Raw genomic sequence first — 21477 nt, 5'->3', positions numbered from 1 at the left:
TTGTGTTCCTCTTAATGATTAAGCTTAAACTCCATATTTTCTAGCTTTTCCTTATTATTCTTCCATGAATTTTTCCGGTATTGATTTGGTGATACACCCATTTTCCGCTTAAATGTCTTGGAGAATACCAGAGGGTCTCTATAGCCGCAGGATATTGCAATATTTTCGATTGACAGATCAGACAGGGTAAGCATATCTGCTCCCTTGTCCATCCGAAAATCGGCCAGATACTTCTGTGGCGATATTCCCAGCTCTTTCTTAAAAAGCGTGGACAGATAGCTCCTGTTTATACATACAAAATCGGCCACATCTTGAACGCTGATTTCATATACATAATTATTGCTGATATACTCTACCGCTTTTCGGATATAATAAGTTTTTCTCTCATTGGGTGCCGATGGTAATTCTACGGTCAGTTCCTTGGCCAGATATCCGAGAAACTGATATAAGTACGACTGAATAAAGAAGTCGTGATATTGGCCTATTTTACTGTGCTTCAACATATCTAATAAAAGTGCCTCTAATTCACCGGCATAATTTGTTTTGAAAATCGGATGACTCATTCCCAGTCCCAGATCTCTTAAATACTTCTCACATCTGCTGCCATTAAATCCGATCCATATATAGGTCCAGGGCAGCTCCTTTGACGATTTATAAAAGGTTCGTACATGTGGCTCAATCAGAAATCCCTGTCCCTTTTTCAAATAATACACTTTGTCATCAAAACGGAATTCTCCTTCCCCTTCCAACACTACATGAATCAGATAGTTATTCCTCACTGCCGGTCCAAAGCTATGCCCTGGGGAGCAATTCGCATATCCGCAAAAACAGAGGTAATATTCCTGATATCTGTTATCACTTTCATTTAACTGGAGTACATACGCATTTTCCATCCCGCTACATCCTTTCCGACCTTGTCAGGAGTATCTGCAAAAGATTCTTTCTATGACTAGATTAACACATATGGTATAAAAACTCTAGATACGGCAGTGTAAATATTAGAATTCATGGTAAACGGTGAAAAAGCCTGGATTTACAAGGCTGCAACCATAAGTTTACATAGATTTCTTCAAATGCTACATGAATTTGCTTGAGTTTACATCCATGCCACACTATAATTTGTGAAAGATAAACATTTGCAAATATGATTCTGATTAGCCGGCATCAGAAAAAATATCTTAAAAATATAAAGAGTGGAAAGGCAGGAAAAGAAAATGAGTTTAGCTGAAAATTTACAATTTTATAGAAAGAATAAGGAGATTACCCAGGAACAATTGGCGGAGGAACTTGGTGTGTCCCGGCAGACAATTTCAAAGTGGGAGGCAGGAACATCTTATCCTGAGATGGAGAAGATTCTTCAGCTCTGTGATATGTTCGGATGCTCTATGGATCTGATGCTGCGGGGAAATGCGGAGGGGAGTATTACCGAGGACACTGCAGGGTATGACAGGCATATGAACAGGTTTTGCGCAAGTATTATGATTGGAGTTGGTTTGATATTGCTTGGAGCAAGTGTGCAAGTATTTTTATCGGCTATATATTTTGATGACAATCTGTCCTCTGCAATTTTAATGCTGTTTATTATACCTGCTGTTCTGATTTTTGTGGTGGCGGGGCTTCAGAAAGAGCGGTTTTGTAAAAAACATCCGGTAATCCAGCCTTTTTATACGGAAAATGTACTGGAAAAATTTGAACAGCGGTACCCTATTTTGGTTGCGTCAGGAATAGGTGTGATACTTTTAGGTCTGGTATTCCAGATTGTCAGTGATTGTCTTCCGGTACCTGCAGGGTATACTGCAGATATATATACGGCTGTTTTCCTTTTGTTTGTGGCTGTGGGTATATCTATTCTTATTTACTCCGGTATGCAGAAGTCAAAATATGATATAGATGCCTATAATGAGGAAAACCGTCCTGATAAGGAGAAACGAGAGATGGATAAAAGAATCGGTATATGGTGCGGCTGCATTATGCTGGCGGCTACAGCACTGTTTCTTATAGCGGGCCTTGGATACGATATGTGGGCAAGATGCTGGATTGTATTTCCTGTAGGCGGGCTGCTGTGCGGGATAGCTACAATCATCATTCAGGGAATTACAAAGAAGGAATAGAGAGATATGTTTGTATTTAGCAATATCCCTCTTTCTACTTCTCTTTTATTACTGAAAATTATAAAAATTGTTTCTAAGTAAGGCTTTTGAACAGTCCCAGAATATCAATTTGCCCATAGCCCCAGACAGGATTGGGATATTCGACATTCTTATCCCTTCTTGCCCCCCGTATAAGGAGTCGGCTGATATCCCTGCCTGTAATGGTTGTGTAGTTTCCTTTCCAGGCAGCCCATTCCATCAACAGAGCAATAATTCCAGATGTATGGGCGGAGGCGGCTCCGGTTCCTGTAGCTATACCATAATTCTGTCCGGGGAGGGGACATGTCAGGGCATAACCGGGAGCGGCAATATCGGGCTTCATGATGTTTGTGGATGTAAAGCCGTGGCTTGATGTAAGCAGGATGCTGTTTTGTACCTGGTCATATGCGGTTACAGTTATCGGATTAGGCGAATTGCCGGGAGAGGTAATTGTTATATTTGGATCAGATTCCAGGAAAAAGGTTTCGGAAGAGATGATATCTCCCGAAGGCATCCAGGCATCAAACAGACAGGCAATGTTATCAATACTGGCAACGCTAAGTTTCCAGATACCGCCAAATGCATTTTCAAATCTTATCAGTATTAATTGCTCTCCGGTTTCCTCTTCCATAATGAAATTATTGATATAGACTTTTGAAGTCTCAAAGACAAAAGTGTGTTCTCTGCATGTATTGAATCCGGGCAGGATGCTGTGTATATGTTCTCCTGTAGGTGAAATTAATTCTACCGACAGCCTGCTGGGTGATTTCTGCCATATTTCCAGAGGAAATTGGGAATCTTTCTCACCAATTTTGAATTCAATAGTTTGAGAATATTTAGTGCCTGAAACTGTGCCCCGGTAATGTCTTTGAGTATTTCCTTCATTTCCGGCAGAAACGCATACCGCTATTGCGGGCATCGTGGACAAGGTATTCAAATACATACCGAGAGCACTCTGACCATCATGAGCACTCTGACTTGAGCCTATCCCGATACAAAGAACCAGGGGGCGTTGGATTCGTTGAATCACAGACAGTATATATTCAATTCCTAAAAAAATATTAGTTTCAGGATAGCAGAGGACAGATTCCCTGACACTAAAAATCTTTTTATTCAATTTTTTTGCAGGGGCCAGTTTAACCACAATCAATTCAGATTGAGGCGCAACGCCCCTGAAACCGGCTGCTGGATTTTGGTTTCCGGCAGCAATCCCTGCCAGCATTGTACCGTGGCCGTTTTCATCATTACTGGGAACAATGGAAAAGGGATCCTCTGCTGTCAATGCTATATTAATCATATTTTTGTCATATTCCGTACCAAATGTAAAGCCTTCGGGCGGTGCATCCGTTTCTATTGTCTGATCCCAAATCGAAAAAACTTTTGTAGAGCCATCGGCATTCAAAAAGGCCTCATGGCTATAATCGATTCCAGTATCCACAAAGCCAATTACAACTCCTTCCCCAAATAACGATAAATTGACGTTATTCTGGATTGCGATTACGTTAGATTTCTCAAGGCTGATAGTGGAATTAAGGGCATATAGGGTTGGGAATATATGGTACGGATAATTACCCAGTTCACACATGTTAAATCTACTGGCAGGTGAATGAAGAACTGAATATCTTGCATTGATTCTTGTTATATCATACTCTTTTTGAAGAGCACTGGCGAATGAATTCTCAATCATTAAATCAATGTAATTTTCATCTAATATTTTATACATAGTATATACTTCCTTTCATATACAATGAAGTAGAATGTCTCAAGATATTCTATGTATAAACATACTTTAGGTTCTTTTGCCAGAACATTTTTTACTCCCTGTTTTTTAGTACTTCTGCAGGAGTTGTCTTTTTCAATTTGCCCAACAGCACAGTGCGGATCAGCAGGTAGCTGAGCAAAATGCCGGAATATGTAAATACGTACATTACCGGAGGCCAGGATAAATCAAGACCACAGGCAACATTTGCCACAAAAGTGGGGTAAATTGCATCCATCAGCCATTTGGCAGCAGGTATCATAATCAGTGCTCCTATGGATATCAGCAGAAAATTTCCATCCAGATAGAGCCTTTGGATTTCTTTGTCCCGATAGCCAAATATTTTCATCAGAGAAATGCTGACAGCAGCGCGGTCAATCATTACCTTCATCATTTGGTAAAGGACAATGATAAAAATTAAAATAGCAGCAGAGGACATTGTCACAATCAGGGACATCATGTTCTCCAGAAAAATATTAGAACTTTTTTCTATATCGGCTTTTGTAGAAACAGCATAAAGCCTGCCGGCATCTATATCCAGTTCATGGTCTGCATAGACAACATTATAAAAATCACTGTCCTGTCCAAATAGTTCCCTCATGCTTCCAATATCCATAAAACAACATAATCCCGGGGAATAATTTATTACTTCTTTTACAGTAAATCCGTAAACTTTTTCATTTACTTCATCATGAAGCATCAGCTCTTCACCTACCTGGATTCCATATTTGTCAGCTACAGAGGAAGAAATACTGATTTCGTTCTGTTTTTTGCTTGTGATAGGCGGAAAGAAAGAACTTTTTCCATTTAGGCCAATGATGCTGATTTCCATATCATATCCCATCACTTCTTTTTTAAGGCTCTTCACGTATGCAGTATAGCCGTCCCGGGGAGCCGTTTTTGTAGGGTATTTATACTGATACATATACTCATATTTGGTATCTGCCACATTCTGCGTCTGCAGATTACGGCAGAGAGCATAACAGTTCAGCCCCAGCACCAGAACCAACAAGGATATGAACATTCCCGCAAGAACTGCAAGGCAGCTCCGTTTTTCCCGTAAAAACTGCCGAATCTGAAACATATGGATGAAATCTCCTGATTTGAGCTGTCTGTGTGAATTACCCTTGTGAATTTGCTCTTTCCTGAGAAGAGAAAGGGCATTCTGATTTAACTTTTTACGGATAAGCAAAGCGTTAACTACAAACGCAGTCAGGGGTGGAATTATCAACCCATAAATGAGTAAGCCAGGAGTGTAAACTGTATCAATAGGCGGTATGGAATAATAGGCGGAAGATTCCCTTGTCATAAAGGATATTCCCTGCTTTGAGTATCCAAGAAGAGTCCCCGCTGCTCCGCCAAAGAAACAGAGGATTACTGGCAGCATGGTGTAATGGAAAAGGAGTTGTTTCTGTTTCAAACCAAGTGCATATAAAGCGCCAATTATAGAACTTTCCTGCTCAATAGAGTGGATAATAAAAATAGAAATCACATAGGTAATTAAGACGAGGAGAATGATACCTGCCATCTTCCCCACACTCCGGTTAATCTCTACATCCTCATTGGCAGCTTTGATTCTGGGATTGTCTGCTGCTTTTACAAAATCGGTCAGATTCCCGGTTTCAAAAGGGAAATATTCCTCAAGGAGCTCATTTGTCTTATCCTGTAATTCCACCACACCTCCGCGGAACTCTTCACCGCTATCTGAAAGTTTTTGGGCCCCTTCACTTAATCTTCCGGCACCTTCTGAAATCTCAGAATAGCCCTCATAAATATGATGAAGCCCTGCTGTGTAAGCAGAAACACCATCGTTAAGCTTCCCATATTCTGAAAGCAGCGTAGCAATTGCAGAATGAAACTGGTCCATCCCAAGATTCAGTGCTTCCATAGAAGCAGGAAGCATACTCATTGCTTCGTCAAAGGTTTTGAGATTTCTGCGTAATTCTCCGGAGCCTTCTGAAATAGCAGCAAGGCCGCTATCCACCTGTGTCAGGTAAGCCTGTGTGAAACCCAGCAGTACCTGTGCGTCTAAAGACAAGGAGGAGGCAATTCCATATTGTGCAAAAGTAGAATTCATGTCAGCCTCAAAGTTTTCAAGGCTGATTTGCTCCGATAAGGTTTGCAAGTTGTTATCTAGTTCCTCTGTACCCGCAAGCAGCGCAGAAGAAGCTTCTTTTAGCTCCTGTACGGAGGAAACAGAGAAAGACAATGCCTGGGCATTGGTTTCTAACTCTTTTAGAGCAGAAAGGACCTCATCTGAACCTGCACTTAGGGGGGCGGATTGTTCATTTAGTTGTTTCAGGCCGTCATATATAGTCTGGATACCGTTTTCTAAGCTGCCAACGCCATCCTTAAATGTATTAAGGGCGTTTGAAAGTTCATTGGTGCTATCGGCGAGGGTCTGCACTCCGTCTTTAGTTTCATTCCGGGGACCTATTTCACGATTGACCATTTCCTGAAAGAAAGTATCGTTTATTTCGTTTGGACTAAGCTTCAGATCTGATAGATCGTCTTTTAAACCGGTGTCTGTGATACCCCCCGTAAGCAGATAACTGTAGCGGTATTCCTGGGTATGCAGTGCCTTTCCGCTTTGAAGCAGTTCTTCATATGCCGGGGCGGTAACAAAAGCAGTCCCGAAAACCCGTCCGTCAGAGGACATATCGGACAGATTTTTCAGGCAGTGGTCATAATCAGCCGAAGTGCCGATACCGGTGACGGTATATGAACTGCCTCCAATATCCAGTGAATCCCCTAAGTTAATTTTATGGGTGGCAGCGTATATGCGCTCCAGGACAATTTCATGTTTCGTTTCGGCAAGGCGGCCTTTTGTTAATTCTACCAGATTGATTTGTTCCCGGTTTTTCATAACACGGAGAGTCGATCCACCTTTTCCAGGGAAGTCAAGATAGAAACATTCCTCCAAAGTCACGCCTTTATTTTTAAGTTTTTTGATTGTATTGTTATCAAGCGGAACAAAGACACCGAACTGGCCATCTTCCAAATGATTTTTCTGGGCTTTTTTATCAACGGTTCCAATGATACTTTCTGCTGAGCCAACCATGCTTACTATGACAAACATGACAAGAACAATCAGCAGGAAAAGAGCAAGGTACCGGAAAAGATTTGCTTTCATATCCCTAAGGACACGGCGCAGCAATAGTTTCTGCATAGAATGATTCCTCCTTTATCTGTTCAGAACCATGAACAGTTACGTCTTTTTTACAATTCAAGAACAGCGGCATGAACAGGGGCTTTATTTTCAGATTCCCTGTAAATCTGTCCGTCCCGGATGTGAATGACTTTATGGACCATACTCTTGATTATGTCATTGTGAGTAACAATCAGCATAGTTGTACCGTACTTCTGATTGATTTCTTCCAGCAGAATAAGAATTTCTTTTGCTGTCTTGGAATCCAGCGCTCCGGTTGGTTCGTCACATAGCAGGAGTCTGGGGTTTTTTATAAGTGCCCGGGCAAGTGCGCAGCGCTGCTGCTGTCCTCCCGAAAGCTGTGAGGGAAACTTGTTCTGATGCTCTGTAAGTCCCAGAGTCTCCAGGAGTTCATTCAAAGAGAGGGGCTTTTTGGAAAGATAGCGGCAGACTTCTATGTTTTCCCTCACGGTAAGGTTGGGGATTAAATTATAAAATTGGAAAACAAAACCCAGGGCATCCCTGCGGTAATCGGAAAGTTCCTCCGGCTTTAATCCGGTGATTTCTTTCCCCGCAATTTGAATACTTCCGCTGTCTACCGTATCGAGACCTCCTACTACATTTAAGAAAGTGGATTTTCCGGAACCGGAGGGCCCTAAAATAATACACATTTGCCCTTCTTCGACTTGTGTACTGATTCCATCCAGTACCTGGACGAAACTACTGCCTTGACCGTAGCTCTTTTTGATGTTTTTTACCTCAATATACATGACGTATTTTATTCCTCCTTTCAAAATAAATAACAATGTTATGTTAATGTTATTTTTTAAGGGCATGAAAGCCCTTATTTGTGTAATAGGAAAATGTTTTTCCTATTACACAAAACCCCTCCGGGGAGATCGCACTGCGGCGTAAAAGGTAGATGTAACTATGCGACCAACCCAGGCGCAAGAGTTTGCTTGCAAACTCTTCGTTCTATTAAATTCACTCCGGCAGGAGTGAAAGAAATCCGCCTCTTAGAAAGCGTATCATAATCTTTAGTTGTTCCTTCGCCCTCTGTTCATCAAAATCATGGGATAGTATATGAAGCACCATGTCAATCTGCAGATGTGAAATCCAGTGAACCGTACATTCATTGAATACTGAATCCGGTGGTATCTTTGCAGAATCCAATTGCAGCAGCAGCAAAGTCTGTCTGTCTGCCAATGCAGCTATACGGTCAAAAAAAGTACAGACGGCCGAATGGGTGCGGTGATTGAGGACGATATTACAGATTGTTCTGTTTTGATAAAAAAATTCCAGAAACTTTTCGCCCATACGCAGATCCGCATCTTCTGCCTGAGCGCTGCCCGGACCCTGACTGAGCAGCTCGTGTTCATAATGTGCCTTCATCATCTCATATATCCCATCCGTGACAGGAGAGATAACGCTTATGAATAAATCCTCCTTATCCCGGAAAAAAAAGTACAATGCCCCGGTAGTTACTTCTGCATTAGTGCAAATCCTGCGAAGGGAGGATTTCTGAAAGCCATATTCTGAAAATTCATCTGCCGCTGCCTTTAGCAGCCGGGTTTTTGTCTCTTCTGAAATGCTTCCGGCCTTTCTCGACATTGGGTTCACCTCACAAAAATTAAGTATGCTGCTGCAATACAGCAGGCATGAATAGATAGTAAAATAACAATGTTATTTTACTGTGTTTTTAATAAGATGTCAACCATTATTTTGAAAAGTTTTCTGATAATTGAAGAAAATAATGAATAAAAATATTGACAAAACTATATCAATGTATTATAAGTATTGTTAAGGCAAAGGTGCCTGAGGTTTTACAACTTCAAGCACCTTTGCCTTTCTGTTTTTAAACAAAACCATGGTAGTTTAAAAATCTGGACACTTTTTAAAGGAAAACGTTAATCATTGATGGAGGGTAAGATTATGAATACAGGAGATACTGCTTTTATTCTCGTTTCAGCAGCACTGGTATTTTTTATGACACCGGGCCTGGCATTTTTTTATGGGGGTCTTGAACGAAGAAAGAATGTATTAAATACAATGATGTCATCATTCTTTATTATGGGGCTGGCATCCGTATTATGGGTTCTGATAGGATATTCCCTGAGTTTTTCAGGAGATAACCTGGGAATTATCGGGAATCTGAAACTATTTTGTTTGAATGGAATAGCAGAAGACGCAGTCAGCCCCTATGCGTCAACCATTCCTCAATTTGCATTTGTTGCATTTCAGATGATGTTTGCAATTATTACACCGGCCTTGATTACAGGTTCTGTGGCAGGCAGAATGAATTTTAAAGCATTATTTATTTTTATAGTCCTCTGGTCTTTAGTTGTATACTATCCACTGGCCCACATGGTATGGGGAGCAGGCGGATTTATGGGTTCCGTACTTGGCGCAGTTGACTTTGCAGGAGGTAATGTTGTTCATATCAGTTCTGGTGTCAGCGGGCTTGTACTCTGTATTATGCTTGGAAAGCGCAACGGCTATGACAGACTTTCTTACCGTATACACAATATCCCGTTCGTCCTGCTTGGAGCATCCATTCTTTGGTTCGGATGGTTTGGATTCAATGCAGGCAGTGCATTATCGGCGGGAAGCCTTGCAGCTCATGCATTGATGACGACGAACACATCAGCGGCTGCGGCAATGCTTTCCTGGATGATTATTGATATGGTAAAGCAGGGAAAACCAACTGTTGTGGGTGCGTGCACAGGTGCAGTGCTGGGACTGGTAGCAATTACACCGGGAGCAGGTTTCGTACCGCTTTGGTCCGCCTTTATTATTGGTGCAGTTGTCAGTCCCCTTGCCTACTTTACAGTATCAGTTATTAAAAAACGCATAGGTTTTGACGATGCTCTGGATGCCTTTGGATGTCACGGCATTGGAGGAATATGGGGTGGAATTGCAACAGGATTGTTTGCAAAATCCTCTATCAATTCGGTGGCCAGATGGGATGGCCTTGTATTTGGAGATTACCGTTTGTTTACCGCACAGATTATAAGTATTCTTCTTACAATCGCAGTTGCAGTTGTCGGGACATTAGTCTGCGCATCTGTTATTAAACTGTTTATCCCGCTGCGTGTTTCAGAAAAGGAAGAAAAACGCGGCATGGATATTACACAGCATGGAGAGGACGCATATCCGTCATTTAACGGACTTGACTAAATGAAACAGCGATACATATAAATGGAAGAAGAAAGGGGTTTGAATTATGGTTAAAATAGATGCAATCGTAAATGAAGAAGTGTACGAAGATTTGAAAGATGCATTAAATAGAATAAATGTACATGGAATAACAGTTTCACAGGTAATGGGATGCGGCATTCAGAAGGGTTATTCCAGCATTGTCAGGGGAACAAAAGTAGATATCAATATGCTTCCTAAAATTAAATTTGAAATTGTAGTATCCACTGAGCAGTGGGTAGATAAAGTAGTGGATGTAATCTGCGAAATTGCCTATACAGGAAATCCGGGAGATGGGAAAATATTTGTGTGTGACTTAAAGGATGCGGTTCGTATACGGACGGGACAGCGCGGGAATGAAGCAATCTATTAGAGCAGAAATTCCCCTTTATGAACTTTCTTTTTTTGGAAATATTTGATATGATATGAAAAACAGTGCAGCCGGAGAGAACGTCAATACTGCAGTGCCGATAGGAGAGAGTTATGAAATATACATGTGATAACTGCAATCAACTATGTACCTCTAAAATTACACTCTTTGAATCTCTTACTCAGGAAGAACAAAAAGAACTTGTTGTAAAGGCTCAGCATCTGGATTATAAAAAAGGTGATATCGTCTTTAGTGAAACAGATGAAGCAGACAAAATTATGATTATCCGTTATGGGAAGATTAAAATAAACCGCTATTCTCTTGAAGGAAAAGAATATGTTCTGGATATACTGATGGAAGGGGATGTATATGGAGAGCAGAATATCTTTGGAGGAAAGAGTTTTGAAGCGAATGCTGTGTCGCTGGGGGAATCGGGCGTATGTCTGATTTCCCACAGTGATATTCAGAACTTAATTCTGAAAAGGCCCGAGGTTGGCATTAAGATATTAAATGTTGTCGGTAAAAAGCTATCCCTGACAAATGAGCTGGTCCAGCTATTATCTATCAATGATGCAAAGGCAAGAGTGGCAGGTTTTATTTTATTTCGGAGCAGCCGGATAAAAGGGAAAATCATAGAGTTAACAAGGGAGGATATGGCGGCTTATATTAATGTTCGGAGAGAGACCATCAGCAGAAAGCTTGGCGAACTTCAATCAGAAGGTGCAATTAAGCTGGAAGGGAACAAGAAGGTGCATATTTTGAATACGGACATGCTGCGGGATGTTTTTGAAAACGGGGATTAAAGCAGAACCCGTTAAATATTTTAAAATTATTTTTAAATAATGATTTGAATCACATTTTTATTTTTCTTCTATAGATATACTGGGCTTACAAAGAAAACAAAAAGCGGCAGATAATAAGGAGGAAAATAAGATGATTACAAATAATATGAAAATAACTGATATTGTAAAGGCATATCCTAAGGCGATTGAAATATTCAATGATTTCCACATTGACTATTGCTGCGGAGGAAAAGAGCTCTTGGAGGATGCGGTAGAGGAGCTTGGAATAGATTCAAAAAGTTTTATTGAACTATTGAATAGAAAGCTCACCGGGGAAGGGGCATCACCGGAAAAGGGTCAGATACTTGAAGTTGACAAATTGATGGAAATGAGTGTACCTGAGTTGATTGATTACATTATTGTGACTCATCATACAAAAGAAAGGGTGCTTCTCGCAGAAGTTGATGAATTGCTAAATAAAGTATTGCTTGCCCATTATGTGCATCATCAAGAACAACTTGTTCCATTGCATGAACTTTTCTCTGATCTGAGGAAAGAGCTTCAAGAGCATTTTGCGAAAGAGGAAAAACTTATTTTTCCGTATATGAGGCAAAAAGCAACCGGAAGCAATGATGAATATGTAAAAGAACTTGAGGACGAACATGAAGCAGCAGGAAACCTCATAAAGCAGATAGAGGCCTGCACCAATGAGTTTACGGTACCAAAGGATGGATGTGCCACATATCATCTGACCTTCCAAAAGCTTCATGAGTTAGTAAAGGACATTTATATTCATATATTCATCGAAAACTCACTGTTATTTCAAAAATAGAAAGGAAATATACCATCATGAAGAAGCTTGTAAAAAATAATGTATACTGGTTGGGATTTATGGACTGGGAGCTGGAGTCTTTTCATGGAGATGAATACTCAATTCATCATGGCTCAAGTCAAAACGCATATTTAATTAAGGAAGAAAAGAACGTTTTAATTGATACAGTATGGAAACCCCATTCCACCCAGTTTATTGATAATCTGGAAAAGGAGATTGACTTAAAGGAAATTGACTTTATTGTTGCAAATCACGGGGAAGTTGACCACAGCGGTTCTCTTCCTGCCCTGATGGAAAAGATACCGGGAACGCCCATTTACTGCACTGCTAGCGGTGTGAAGTCACTGACCGGGCAGTACCATCATCCTGAATGGAATTACCAGGTTGTGAAAACAGGGGATTCTGTAGATATCGGAAATGGAAAGAAGCTTGTTTTTGTTGAAATGAAAATGCTTCATTGGCCGGACAGTATGGCAACCTATATGACCAGGGATAATATATTGTTTTCAAATGATGCCTTTGGACAGCATTATGCAGTGGAGGAATTGTTTAACGATAAAGCGGACCAGTGTCTTTTATGGGAGGAAGCAAAGAAGTATTATGCAAATATCTTAAATCCGTTTTCCATGCTTGTAAAAAAGAAAATTGAAGAAATTCAGGCTCTGAATCTGCCGATTGATATCATTGCTACAAGCCATGGCTCCATCTGGAGAGATAACCCAATGCAGATTGTGGAAAAATATTATGAATGGTCACAGAACTACCAGGAAGATCAGATTACAGTTATTTATGATACGATGTGGGATGGAACAAAACAGCTTGCTCATAAAATTGGTGCGGAAATAGCCCAGATTTCACCGGATACAAGAGTGAAGATATTTAACATTTCCAAAACAGATAAAAATGACATTATGACTGAAGTTTTTAATTCAAAAGCAATCGCAGTAGGCGCACCGACTGTAGGCGGCAGTATTATTTCTTCCATGGGCGGATGGCTTGACTTTTTAAAGGAATTGAAGTTTAAAGAGAAGAAAGCTGCGGTATTTGGCTGTTATGGCTGGAGCGGAGAAGGAACAAAGGTACTCCGTGAAAGACTGGAAGGTGCAGGATTTTCAGTGGTTGAAGAAGAAGCAAAGTGCCACTGGAACCCGGAGGAAGAAGACTTTAATAACGCAGCAGAGATAGCAAAGGCACTTTGCAGGCAGCAGGAAAAGTAAATTTGAGCCAGAATAGACACTAAAGATAGGGGAAAATGTCCTTTTGGATTACTTGCGACTTTTTGGGGCAGATGAAGTGCAGGCATGATGATATACTTTTTTTATGTAATAGGAAACCGCTTTTTCTATTACATAAAAACCCTCTGGGAGATACGCACTGCGGCGTAAGTGGTAGATGTTGCTATGCAACCAACCCAGGCGCAAGAGTTTGCTTCGCAAACTCTTTGTTCTGAAGGCTTTGTACATACAAAGCCTTTAAATTAAGCATAAAGGTTAGCTGAAACTAACTGAATTAGGAGGTATTCATCATGAAACAAAGGATACAGGCAAAAGATTTAATTAATGTTGGAATCTTTACAGCAATTATGTTTGTGGTCTGCATGGGTGTTGCCATGCTTGGCTATATTCCTATTTTTATTCCTCTTTTATCTGTGCTGGTTCCTCTAATTGGCGGTATTCCATTTATGCTTTTCCTGACAAAGGTGAAGAAGTTTGGAATGGTAACCATTATGTCAATATTGATTGGTATTCTTATTGGATTAATGGGAATGGGGGTATGGGTAATCGTAGTAGCTCCGGTGTCCGGGATTTTAGCGGACTTTATCTTCAAATCAGGCGGGTATGCCAGTGCGAAAAAGAGTATTCTCGGATATGGTGTGTTTTCCATATGGGTAATAGGCAACTTCATTCCGATTGTAGTAACCCGCGACAATTATTTTAATATGCTGATTTCAGGCTATGGCAGGGAATATGCTGAGACTCTTATGAAATACATACCGGACTGGAGCCTCATTCCACTGCTTGCCGCCTGCTTTATTTCCGGGCTGCTGGGAGCGGTTCTAGGGAGAGCGCTTTTGAAAAAACATTTTGTAAGGGCAGGAATTGTATAATGGCAAGGGAATTTATGCAGAGCACATCCCAAAACAACAAGATTGTGTTAGACCCCCGTACAAAAATGCTTTTGGCGGTAACCATTGCTTCCGTATTGATCGGAGGAGGAAGCGGAGGCATCATGAATATAATAAGGCCGGCGCTGGTGTTGGTGCCTCTGCTTTTATTTTGCATTTCGGGGAAATGGAAATCAGCAGCAATTTATGCTGCTGCATATTCATGCGCTTTTGCCGGAGAGTTGTTTCTGGTTCCTGTTACAACAGGATTTGTGAATTTTATGATTGTTGCCTGCTGTGGTATGTTTGCACGTTTTATGCCCGGAATCGCCATGGGCAGCTATCTGGTGAACACGACAACTGTCAGTGAATTTATGGCAGCCATGGAGCGGATGCATCTGCCGCAGAAATTGTCCATACCGCTGTCTGTCATGTTCCGTTTCTTTCCCACAGTCGGCGAGGAGTATGGGGCAATCGGTGATGCCATGAGGATGAGGGGAATCCGGTTTGGGGGCGGAAAGCCAGGTAAAATGCTGGAATACCGTATGGTTCCACTGATGGTTTCCTGTGTTAAAATTGGAGAAGAATTGTCAGCCTCAGCGCTCACCAGAGGGCTTGGAGCACCCATACACCGCACGAATATCTGTAAAATCGGCATTAGGCCATATGACTTGGCTGCAATGCTGCTTTGTGTGGTAAGTATTATTTTTCTGCTCATTGACAAGTTTTCTGTAATATGAGGATAAAAAAGTATGATAAACTTAAAGGACATTCAATTTTTCTACACCGGTACAGATGAAGCTTCCGGTTTAAAACAGATCAATCTACATATCAAAAAAGGCGAAACGGTGCTGCTGTGCGGCGAATCGGGATGTGGAAAAACGACGCTGACAAGGTTGATAAACGGGCTGATTCCCCATTATTACGAAGGAACACTCACAGGGGAAGCGATGATATGCGGTAAAAGCATATCGGATACACCGCTGTATGACCTGGCAAAAACGGTGGGGTCTGTTTTTCAGAATCCCCGCTCTCAGTTTTTTAACGTGGATACCACCAGCGAGCTTGCTTTTGGCTGTGAAAATCTTGGCATGAACGAGGAGGAAGTTTTGAACCGCATAGACCGGACGGCAGAAGCGTTGTCATTGAACCCGCTGCTTGGCAGAAGTATTTTTGAACTTTCCGGGGGCGAAAAGCAAAAAATCGCCTGCGGTTCAGTAGGAACCCTGGGGCCTGATATTATAGTACTGGACGAACCGACCTCCAATCTGGATATTTTAGGGATAAATGATCTTAAAAATATTATTTCTGAATGGAAAACCCAGGGCAAAACAATATTAATTGCAGAACACCGTCTGTATTTTATGCAGGGGCTTGCCGACAGGGTATTGTATATGAAAAACGGAGAAATATGTGAGGAATATACAGGTGCAGAATTTTATGAAAAACCTTCCTATTTCTTTCGGGAGAGAGGGCTTCGTATCTCCGCACTGGCAAAGCTGAACAAAAAGAGGGTATGCCCTGTGCCGGAGCAGAAAAAATTAACAGTTGAAAACCTGGAATTTTCTTATTCAAAAGCTGAAAAGCTGATAGACATTCCCCAGGTTGAATTGCCGGAAGCTGGTATCATTGCTATAATTGGACATAATGGGGCAGGGAAAACAACCTTTGTAAGAAGCCTGTGCGGGCTGCTCAAAAAAGACAAGAGTATACTGAAATATAATGAAAGCGCATTAAAAGCAAGAAAACGTCTTGATTCCTGTTATATGGTTATGCAGGATGTAAACCATCAGCTCTTTACAGAAAGTGTACTGGATGAAGTTTTGTTATCCATGAAGAAAGAAGATTGGGAGAGTGCTGAAAAAATATTGGATAGTCTGGAGCTTCTTGCTTTTAAGGATCATCATCCGATGGCATTGTCAGGAGGGCAGAAACAGCGGGTTGCTGTTGCCCAGGCGCTGGCCTCCGGGAGGGATATTATTGTGTTTGATGAGCCTACAAGTGGTTTGGATTTGCGGCATATGGAGAAAGTGGCAGGATGTATCCGCCAATTAGGGCAGCAGGGAAAGACCGTGTTTATCGTGACTCATGATCCGGAATTGATTCTGTTCTGCTGCACGCACATACTTCATATCAAAAAGGGGCGGGCAGAGGGGAGTTATCTTCTGAATGAAGCCGGGAAGAAGAGAATGATGGATTTTTTTGTTTGTGCAGGGAGTTCCTTTGGAATCCCCTATGAGAGGGAGGCATTCTGTGATTCTAGAAGCAAAGGATATGGGAAGCAATGTATACAAGGTATGTGAAAATAAAGACTGTGCTGTGTTTCAGCTAAAGGATGTAGGCGGAGAAGGCATGATGACCGTTTATGATGTGTTTCCCGGAGTATATATTTTATATAACGATTTTCATATGGAGCATTGTCTTTCGGGGTTTCAGCCAAAGGAAGAAATGTTCTGTATTGATCATTGCCGGGAGGGCAGGATTGAGTGGCAGATGGAGCAAAATAAATATATCTATATTAAAGCAGGGGATATGCAGATTAATTCCAGAGTCAATCATTGCCAGGATTACCGCTTTCCTCTCAGTCATTATCATGGTATTACCATAGGGTTCTGTGTGGAAGAGGCAGAAAAATCGCTCCTCCATGTCATGGATGGGTTTTCCGTGGACTTGAGAAAGCTAAAAGAAAAATTCTGCCCGGAGAATAAAGCGTTTATTATACGTGCCGGGAAACAGATAGAACATATCTTTTCAGAATTGTATGATCTTGCGGACCAGGTGCGGATGCAGTATTTTAAAATCAAAGTGCTGGAACTTCTCTTGTTTTTAGAAGCAACCGAGGTACCAAAAGATAATGAGGAACGTCCGTATTTTTATAAGTCGCAGGTAGAAAAGGTAAAAGATATTGTGGCATTGCTTACTGCTGATTTGGAGCAGTGGTATACGTTGGAGGAGCTGTCTGAGCGTTTTGCTTTTCCCCTCACCTCCATGAAGCTCTGTTTTAAAGGAGTATATGGGACCACAATCTATGCATATATAAAGGCATACCGTATGAATGCAGCGGCGCTGATGCTGAAAGATTCGGGGAATTCTATTATGGAAGTTGCAGGAAAAGTAGGTTATGGAAATGCAAGCAAATTTGCTGCAGCTTTTCAGTCAGTAATTGGAATGAGTCCCTCACAATACAGGAAATCTAATGTCCGAATGGAGTGTTTGGAGATTTTTAGAGCGGACAGGAAAAATTGCACATTGTATAATTAAGATGTTTCGTGGAAACATCTTTTTTTATATAACAGGAAAGTGCTTTTCCTATTATATAAAAACCCATCATGGGGATGCGTACTGCGCGCATAAAGAAAATGGCCGCTAAAGCGACCGCGCTTCGGCACGTGAGTCTGGCAAGCCAGACTCTTTATTAAGAGGAGGTATTTATATGAAGAAAAAAGGAACGTTTGCATCTATTTTCTCCTTTGCGGACGAGTGCAGGGGGAGGATGATTTTATCTGTCATTTTTGCTATTGTCAGTGTGGCAGGAGGACTGATCCCTTATCTGGGGGTATATAAGATTATCCTTTTATTTTTTGAGGGGACTCCCACTACAGGGGACATTCTTTTATGGTCCGGTATATCGGCTGCCGGATATGTCATAAAGCTTCTGTTTCACGGTATATCTACAAGCTTCTCCCATATTTCTGCCTATAAAATTCTGGAAAGTATACGGCTGGCGCTGTCAAATAAGCTGATGCGGGCACCCCTTGGAACTGTGCTTTCCCAAACAGCGGGAAATTTGAAAAATGTCATTGTGGACAGGGTTGAAACTATTGAGCTGCCCCTTGCCCATATGATTCCTGAAGGTATTTCCAGATTGCTTCTGCCAATCTGCGTGTTCGGTTATATGCTGTTCATGGACTGGAGAATTGCCCTGGCTGCCCTTGCCTGTGTACCGATAGGCGGGGGAGTTTACGCGGTTATGATGCGCAACTACAGTTCTCAGTATGATAAATATATGAAAGCCTCAAATCATGTCAACAGTGTGATTATTGAGTATACCGAAGGGATTCAGGTTATCAAGGCTTTCAACCAGTCTACAGGATCTTATAAAAAATATACGGATGCAGTGAAAAGCTTCAAAGACTTTACGCTGGACTGGTTCCGTTCTACCTGGGGACTGATGAATCTGGGCAATGCCATTTTACCGTCCACATTGCTTGGTGTGCTGCCCGCAGGAGTTCTTCTGTATTTAAGCGGAGCACTTACGCCTGCACAGGTGACGCTGGCCATTATTCTCTCCATGAGTATGATTGGGCCCGTAAGTTGGTTTACTGTTGCGGTCAACGATTATAAATCCATTCAGTATGCCATAAAGGATGTAAATACGATTTTGGATATGCCAGAGCTGACGGAAGTAAATGAACCGGTTAAATTAGAGGGGTATGACATCAAACTCCAGGAGATATCCTTTGCCTATAATGATAGAGACGGCAATGTCCTGCATGACCTAAGCGTGACAATTCCACAGGACAGTTTTACCGCCCTTGTAGGTCCTTCAGGGGGCGGGAAATCTACGGTGGCACGATTGATTGCAAGATTCTGGGATGTATCCCAGGGGGCTGTTACAATCGGCGGCAGGGATATTCGGGAAATGCCTTTTTCCCAGCTTTCTGATACGGTCAGCTTTGTGTCCCAGGATAACTTTTTGTTCAATTGCTCTCTGATGGAGAATATCCGGCTGGGCAATCCAAAAGCTTCGGATGAGGAAGTTTTTGCAGCTGCAAAAGCAGCCTGCTGTGATGAATTTATCGGCAGATTCGAAAATGGCTGGAATACATCAGCAGGAGAGGCGGGCGGAAGGCTGTCGGGCGGTGAGCGGCAGAGAATTGCCATTGCACGTGCTATCCTGAAAAATGCTCCGGTTGTTATACTGGATGAAGCAACTGCATTTACTGACCCGGAGAATGAGGCACAGCTGCAGGCTTCGATTGCTGCCCTGACCAAAGGGAAAACGCTGCTGGTGATTGCACACCGCCTTTCTACGATTAAGGAGGCCGATAACATTGTGGTCTTAAAAGACGGAAAGATTGAAGCACAGGGCAGCCAGCAGGAGCTTCTGCAAAATTGTCCTCTTTACCAGGAAATGTGGAAGTCCCACATTGGTGCCAGACAATGGTCTGCAACTACAGACAAGGGGGAGGGATTTAGTTATGTTTAAAACAATGAGACGGATTATTGCATGGACCGGAGAACGGAAAAACCGCTTGTATTGGGGCTTTCTTTGGTCATTCTTACAGACTATGTTTACGGCTATGCCCATTGTAGGGGCAGCATATTTTTTAGATTTAATGATTAAGGACAGCCGCGGCGAGATTGAATTAAAGCCTATTTTTGCACTTTGGGCACTCCTGTTTATGATTGCAGCAATTCTGGGGCGTTTCCTGTTTTTATATTTGCGGGCAACCTTCCAGGAGAGTATAGCTTTTGAAAAAACAGCTGAAGAACGCATTCGCATCGGCGATATTTTAAAGCGGGTATCTCTTGGTTTCTTTGATAAAAATAATACAGGAGAAATCAGCGGTGCTGTTACAACAGACTTATCGGTTTTTGAAATGTATGCGATGAAGATGACCGACACTTTAGTCGGGGCATATATCCATGCTTTCACTATGATTTTATGTCTTGTATTTTTTAGCTGGCAGGCGGCAGTAATTGCTATACTGGGTATTGCCGGCTCGGGATTCTTCCTGCATCTTTTAAGTAAAGGAAGCCGCAGAAATGCAGTAGTACACCAGAAGGCACAGAATGAACTGATTACATCTGTTATTGAATATATCCGTGGTATTGCTGTTGTCAAAGCGTATGGTCAGGAGGGGGTGTCGGTTGAGGGAATTAAAAATACTTACCGGGCCCACAAAAAAATCAATGTTAAAATTGAGCTGGATTATGTGGGATGTAATGGAATGCACCAGCTCTGCCTGAAGCTGGCAGGAGTTGTTATTGTACTGGTGACATCCATGGTGGCTATGAATGGCTCAATGCCGGTGCCGGTTTTTCTGATGATGGAAATCTTTTCCTTTGAGTTATTCTCACAGGTGGAACACGTCAATAACTCTGCACATACCATGGAACTGATGGAAACAGCAATGAATAAGATTAAAGCAATTGAAAACGCTGATTTTATTGATGCAGATTCTACGAATAAAAAGATTTCCTCTTACGACATTGAATTTCAGAAGGTATCTTTTGGATATGACAGACGGCGGGTGCTGGATGACATTTCATTTCAGATTCCCCAGGGCAGTACCGCTGCAATTGTAGGGCCATCCGGGTCAGGGAAGACTACGGTATGTAATCTTCTGGCACGGTTCTATGATGTGGACCAGGGACGTATCTCTATCGGAAAAACGGATATCCGGGAACTGACCTGTGACAGTCTCCTTTTTAATGTGAGTATGGTGTTCCAGAATGTATATCTGTTTCATGATACGATACTAAATAATATCCGTTTTGGAAAGCCGGATGCCTCTATGGAGGAAATTGAGAGAGCAGCAAAGAAAGCCTGCTGCCATGACTTTATTAAAAAGCTTCCCGACGGATACGCTACGGTTGTGGGGGAAGGCGGCTCTTCTCTTTCGGGGGGCGAAAAACAACGCATTTCTCTTGCAAGAGCTATTTTAAAGGATGCACCAATTATTGTACTGGACGAGGCGACTGCCAGCGTGGACCCTGAAAACGAGCACTTGATTCAACAGGCTATTTCCGCTCTGTCAAAGGGAAAAACCATGATTGTAATTGCCCACCGTCTTGCGACCATTGAAAATGCGCAGAAAATAATTGTGCTGGATGAAGGAAAAATTGTCCAGCAGGGAACACATAGGGAACTGATTGGGCAGGAAGGACTGTACAGCCGCTTTGTAGGACTGCGTGAAAAGGCAGAGGGGTGGAAGTTGGCGTGATTTGTTACAGCTCACACTCTGCGGGTGCCCACTGTAACGACATCCAGCCCATTTAAGTCGCCTAAGGCGAGGGGCTGGATGCCCTGAAGCCGATACTTTAATGGCTCCGATGCCGTGCAGCGGAGTGCACGGCACGGTCTGAAAAGTAACCGTGATTTTACTTTGCACTTGCTATGAGTCTCCGGGCTTTTGACACTTAAATTATCAT

General features: G+C 42.0%; 17 protein-coding genes. 12 read left to right on the top strand and 5 right to left on the bottom strand.

Annotated features, from left to right (window positions below):
- Positions 1 to 11 precede the first annotated feature (11 nt).
- Positions 12 to 893, bottom strand: a complete 882-nt coding sequence (locus tag A8805_RS07735) for an AraC family transcriptional regulator (RefSeq protein ID WP_109709661.1) — start codon at positions 891 to 893, stop codon at positions 12 to 14.
- Positions 894 to 1214: 321 nt separating this feature from the next.
- On the opposite strand from A8805_RS07735, the gene A8805_RS07730 reads away from it, so the two are divergent.
- The gene (locus A8805_RS07730; RefSeq protein WP_109709660.1) at positions 1215 to 2111 is read left to right on the top strand and encodes a helix-turn-helix transcriptional regulator; all 897 of its coding nucleotides are present in this window, start codon (positions 1215 to 1217) and stop codon (positions 2109 to 2111) included.
- 73 nt (positions 2112 to 2184) lie between these two features.
- Here A8805_RS07730 and A8805_RS07725 read toward each other — a convergent pair whose 3' ends face one another.
- The 4 genes from A8805_RS07725 to A8805_RS07710 form a co-directional block, all read right to left on the bottom strand.
- On the bottom strand, positions 2185 to 3852 hold the full coding sequence (locus A8805_RS07725; protein WP_109709659.1) for a S8 family peptidase: 1668 nt from the start codon (positions 3850 to 3852) through the stop codon (positions 2185 to 2187).
- A 91-nt stretch (positions 3853 to 3943) separates the two neighbouring features.
- Complete coding sequence (locus A8805_RS07720; RefSeq protein WP_109709657.1) at positions 3944 to 7057, bottom strand: ABC transporter permease; 3114 nt, start codon at positions 7055 to 7057, stop codon at positions 3944 to 3946.
- 50 nt (positions 7058 to 7107) lie between these two features.
- The gene (locus A8805_RS07715) at positions 7108 to 7806 is read right to left on the bottom strand and encodes an ABC transporter ATP-binding protein (protein WP_109709655.1); all 699 of its coding nucleotides are present in this window, start codon (positions 7804 to 7806) and stop codon (positions 7108 to 7110) included.
- A gap of 214 nt (positions 7807 to 8020) precedes the next feature.
- A complete protein-coding gene (locus tag A8805_RS07710; RefSeq protein WP_109709653.1) occupies positions 8021 to 8647 on the bottom strand; it encodes a TetR/AcrR family transcriptional regulator in 627 nt (208 codons plus the stop codon).
- A gap of 321 nt (positions 8648 to 8968) precedes the next feature.
- Between A8805_RS07710 and A8805_RS07705 the strand changes: the two genes are divergently transcribed.
- The 11 genes from A8805_RS07705 to A8805_RS07655 all read left to right on the top strand — a co-directional run bounded on the left by A8805_RS07705 (position 8969) and on the right by A8805_RS07655 (position 21269).
- Entirely contained in the window at positions 8969 to 10213 is a 1245-nt protein-coding gene (locus tag A8805_RS07705; protein ID WP_109709650.1) for an ammonium transporter, read from the top strand.
- A gap of 46 nt (positions 10214 to 10259) precedes the next feature.
- Positions 10260 to 10604: a P-II family nitrogen regulator gene (locus tag A8805_RS07700; RefSeq protein WP_330405858.1), complete on the top strand. Its 345-nt coding sequence runs from the start codon at positions 10260 to 10262 to the stop codon at positions 10602 to 10604.
- A 110-nt stretch (positions 10605 to 10714) separates the two neighbouring features.
- Entirely contained in the window at positions 10715 to 11404 is a 690-nt protein-coding gene (locus tag A8805_RS07695; RefSeq protein ID WP_109709645.1) for a Crp/Fnr family transcriptional regulator, read from the top strand.
- A gap of 130 nt (positions 11405 to 11534) precedes the next feature.
- A complete protein-coding gene (locus A8805_RS07690) occupies positions 11535 to 12215 on the top strand; it encodes a DUF542 domain-containing protein (RefSeq protein WP_109709643.1) in 681 nt (226 codons plus the stop codon).
- Between the two features lie 17 nt (positions 12216 to 12232).
- Entirely contained in the window at positions 12233 to 13432 is a 1200-nt protein-coding gene (locus tag A8805_RS07685; protein ID WP_109709641.1) for an MBL fold metallo-hydrolase, read from the top strand.
- Positions 13433 to 13740: 308 nt separating this feature from the next.
- Positions 13741 to 14322, top strand: a complete 582-nt coding sequence (locus tag A8805_RS07680; RefSeq protein ID WP_109709639.1) for an MptD family putative ECF transporter S component — start codon at positions 13741 to 13743, stop codon at positions 14320 to 14322.
- Entirely contained in the window at positions 14322 to 15059 is a 738-nt protein-coding gene (locus A8805_RS07675; RefSeq protein ID WP_109709636.1) for an energy-coupling factor transporter transmembrane component T, read from the top strand. The genes A8805_RS07680 and A8805_RS07675 overlap by 1 nt, the downstream gene beginning before the upstream one ends.
- Before the next feature lie 12 nt (positions 15060 to 15071).
- Positions 15072 to 16622, top strand: coding sequence for an ABC transporter ATP-binding protein (locus A8805_RS07670; protein ID WP_109709634.1), 1551 nt, complete (start codon positions 15072 to 15074; stop codon positions 16620 to 16622).
- Positions 16573 to 17580, top strand: a complete 1008-nt coding sequence (locus tag A8805_RS07665; RefSeq protein ID WP_330405855.1) for a helix-turn-helix domain-containing protein — start codon at positions 16573 to 16575, stop codon at positions 17578 to 17580. The genes A8805_RS07670 and A8805_RS07665 overlap by 50 nt, the downstream gene beginning before the upstream one ends.
- A 172-nt stretch (positions 17581 to 17752) precedes the next feature.
- Positions 17753 to 19528 carry an ABC transporter ATP-binding protein gene (locus tag A8805_RS07660; RefSeq protein ID WP_109709629.1) on the top strand — a complete coding sequence of 592 codons (1776 nt, stop codon included), beginning with the start codon at positions 17753 to 17755 and terminating at the stop codon, positions 19526 to 19528.
- On the top strand, positions 19521 to 21269 hold the full coding sequence (locus A8805_RS07655; protein ID WP_109709627.1) for an ABC transporter ATP-binding protein: 1749 nt from the start codon (positions 19521 to 19523) through the stop codon (positions 21267 to 21269). The genes A8805_RS07660 and A8805_RS07655 overlap by 8 nt, the downstream gene beginning before the upstream one ends.
- Positions 21270 to 21477 lie beyond the last annotated feature (208 nt).

This window comes from Faecalicatena contorta (genome assembly GCF_003149105.1).
In the GTDB taxonomy this organism is placed as follows: domain Bacteria; phylum Bacillota; class Clostridia; order Lachnospirales; family Lachnospiraceae; genus Muricomes; species Muricomes contortus_C.
This window is presented reverse-complemented; position numbering and strand designations above follow the sequence as displayed.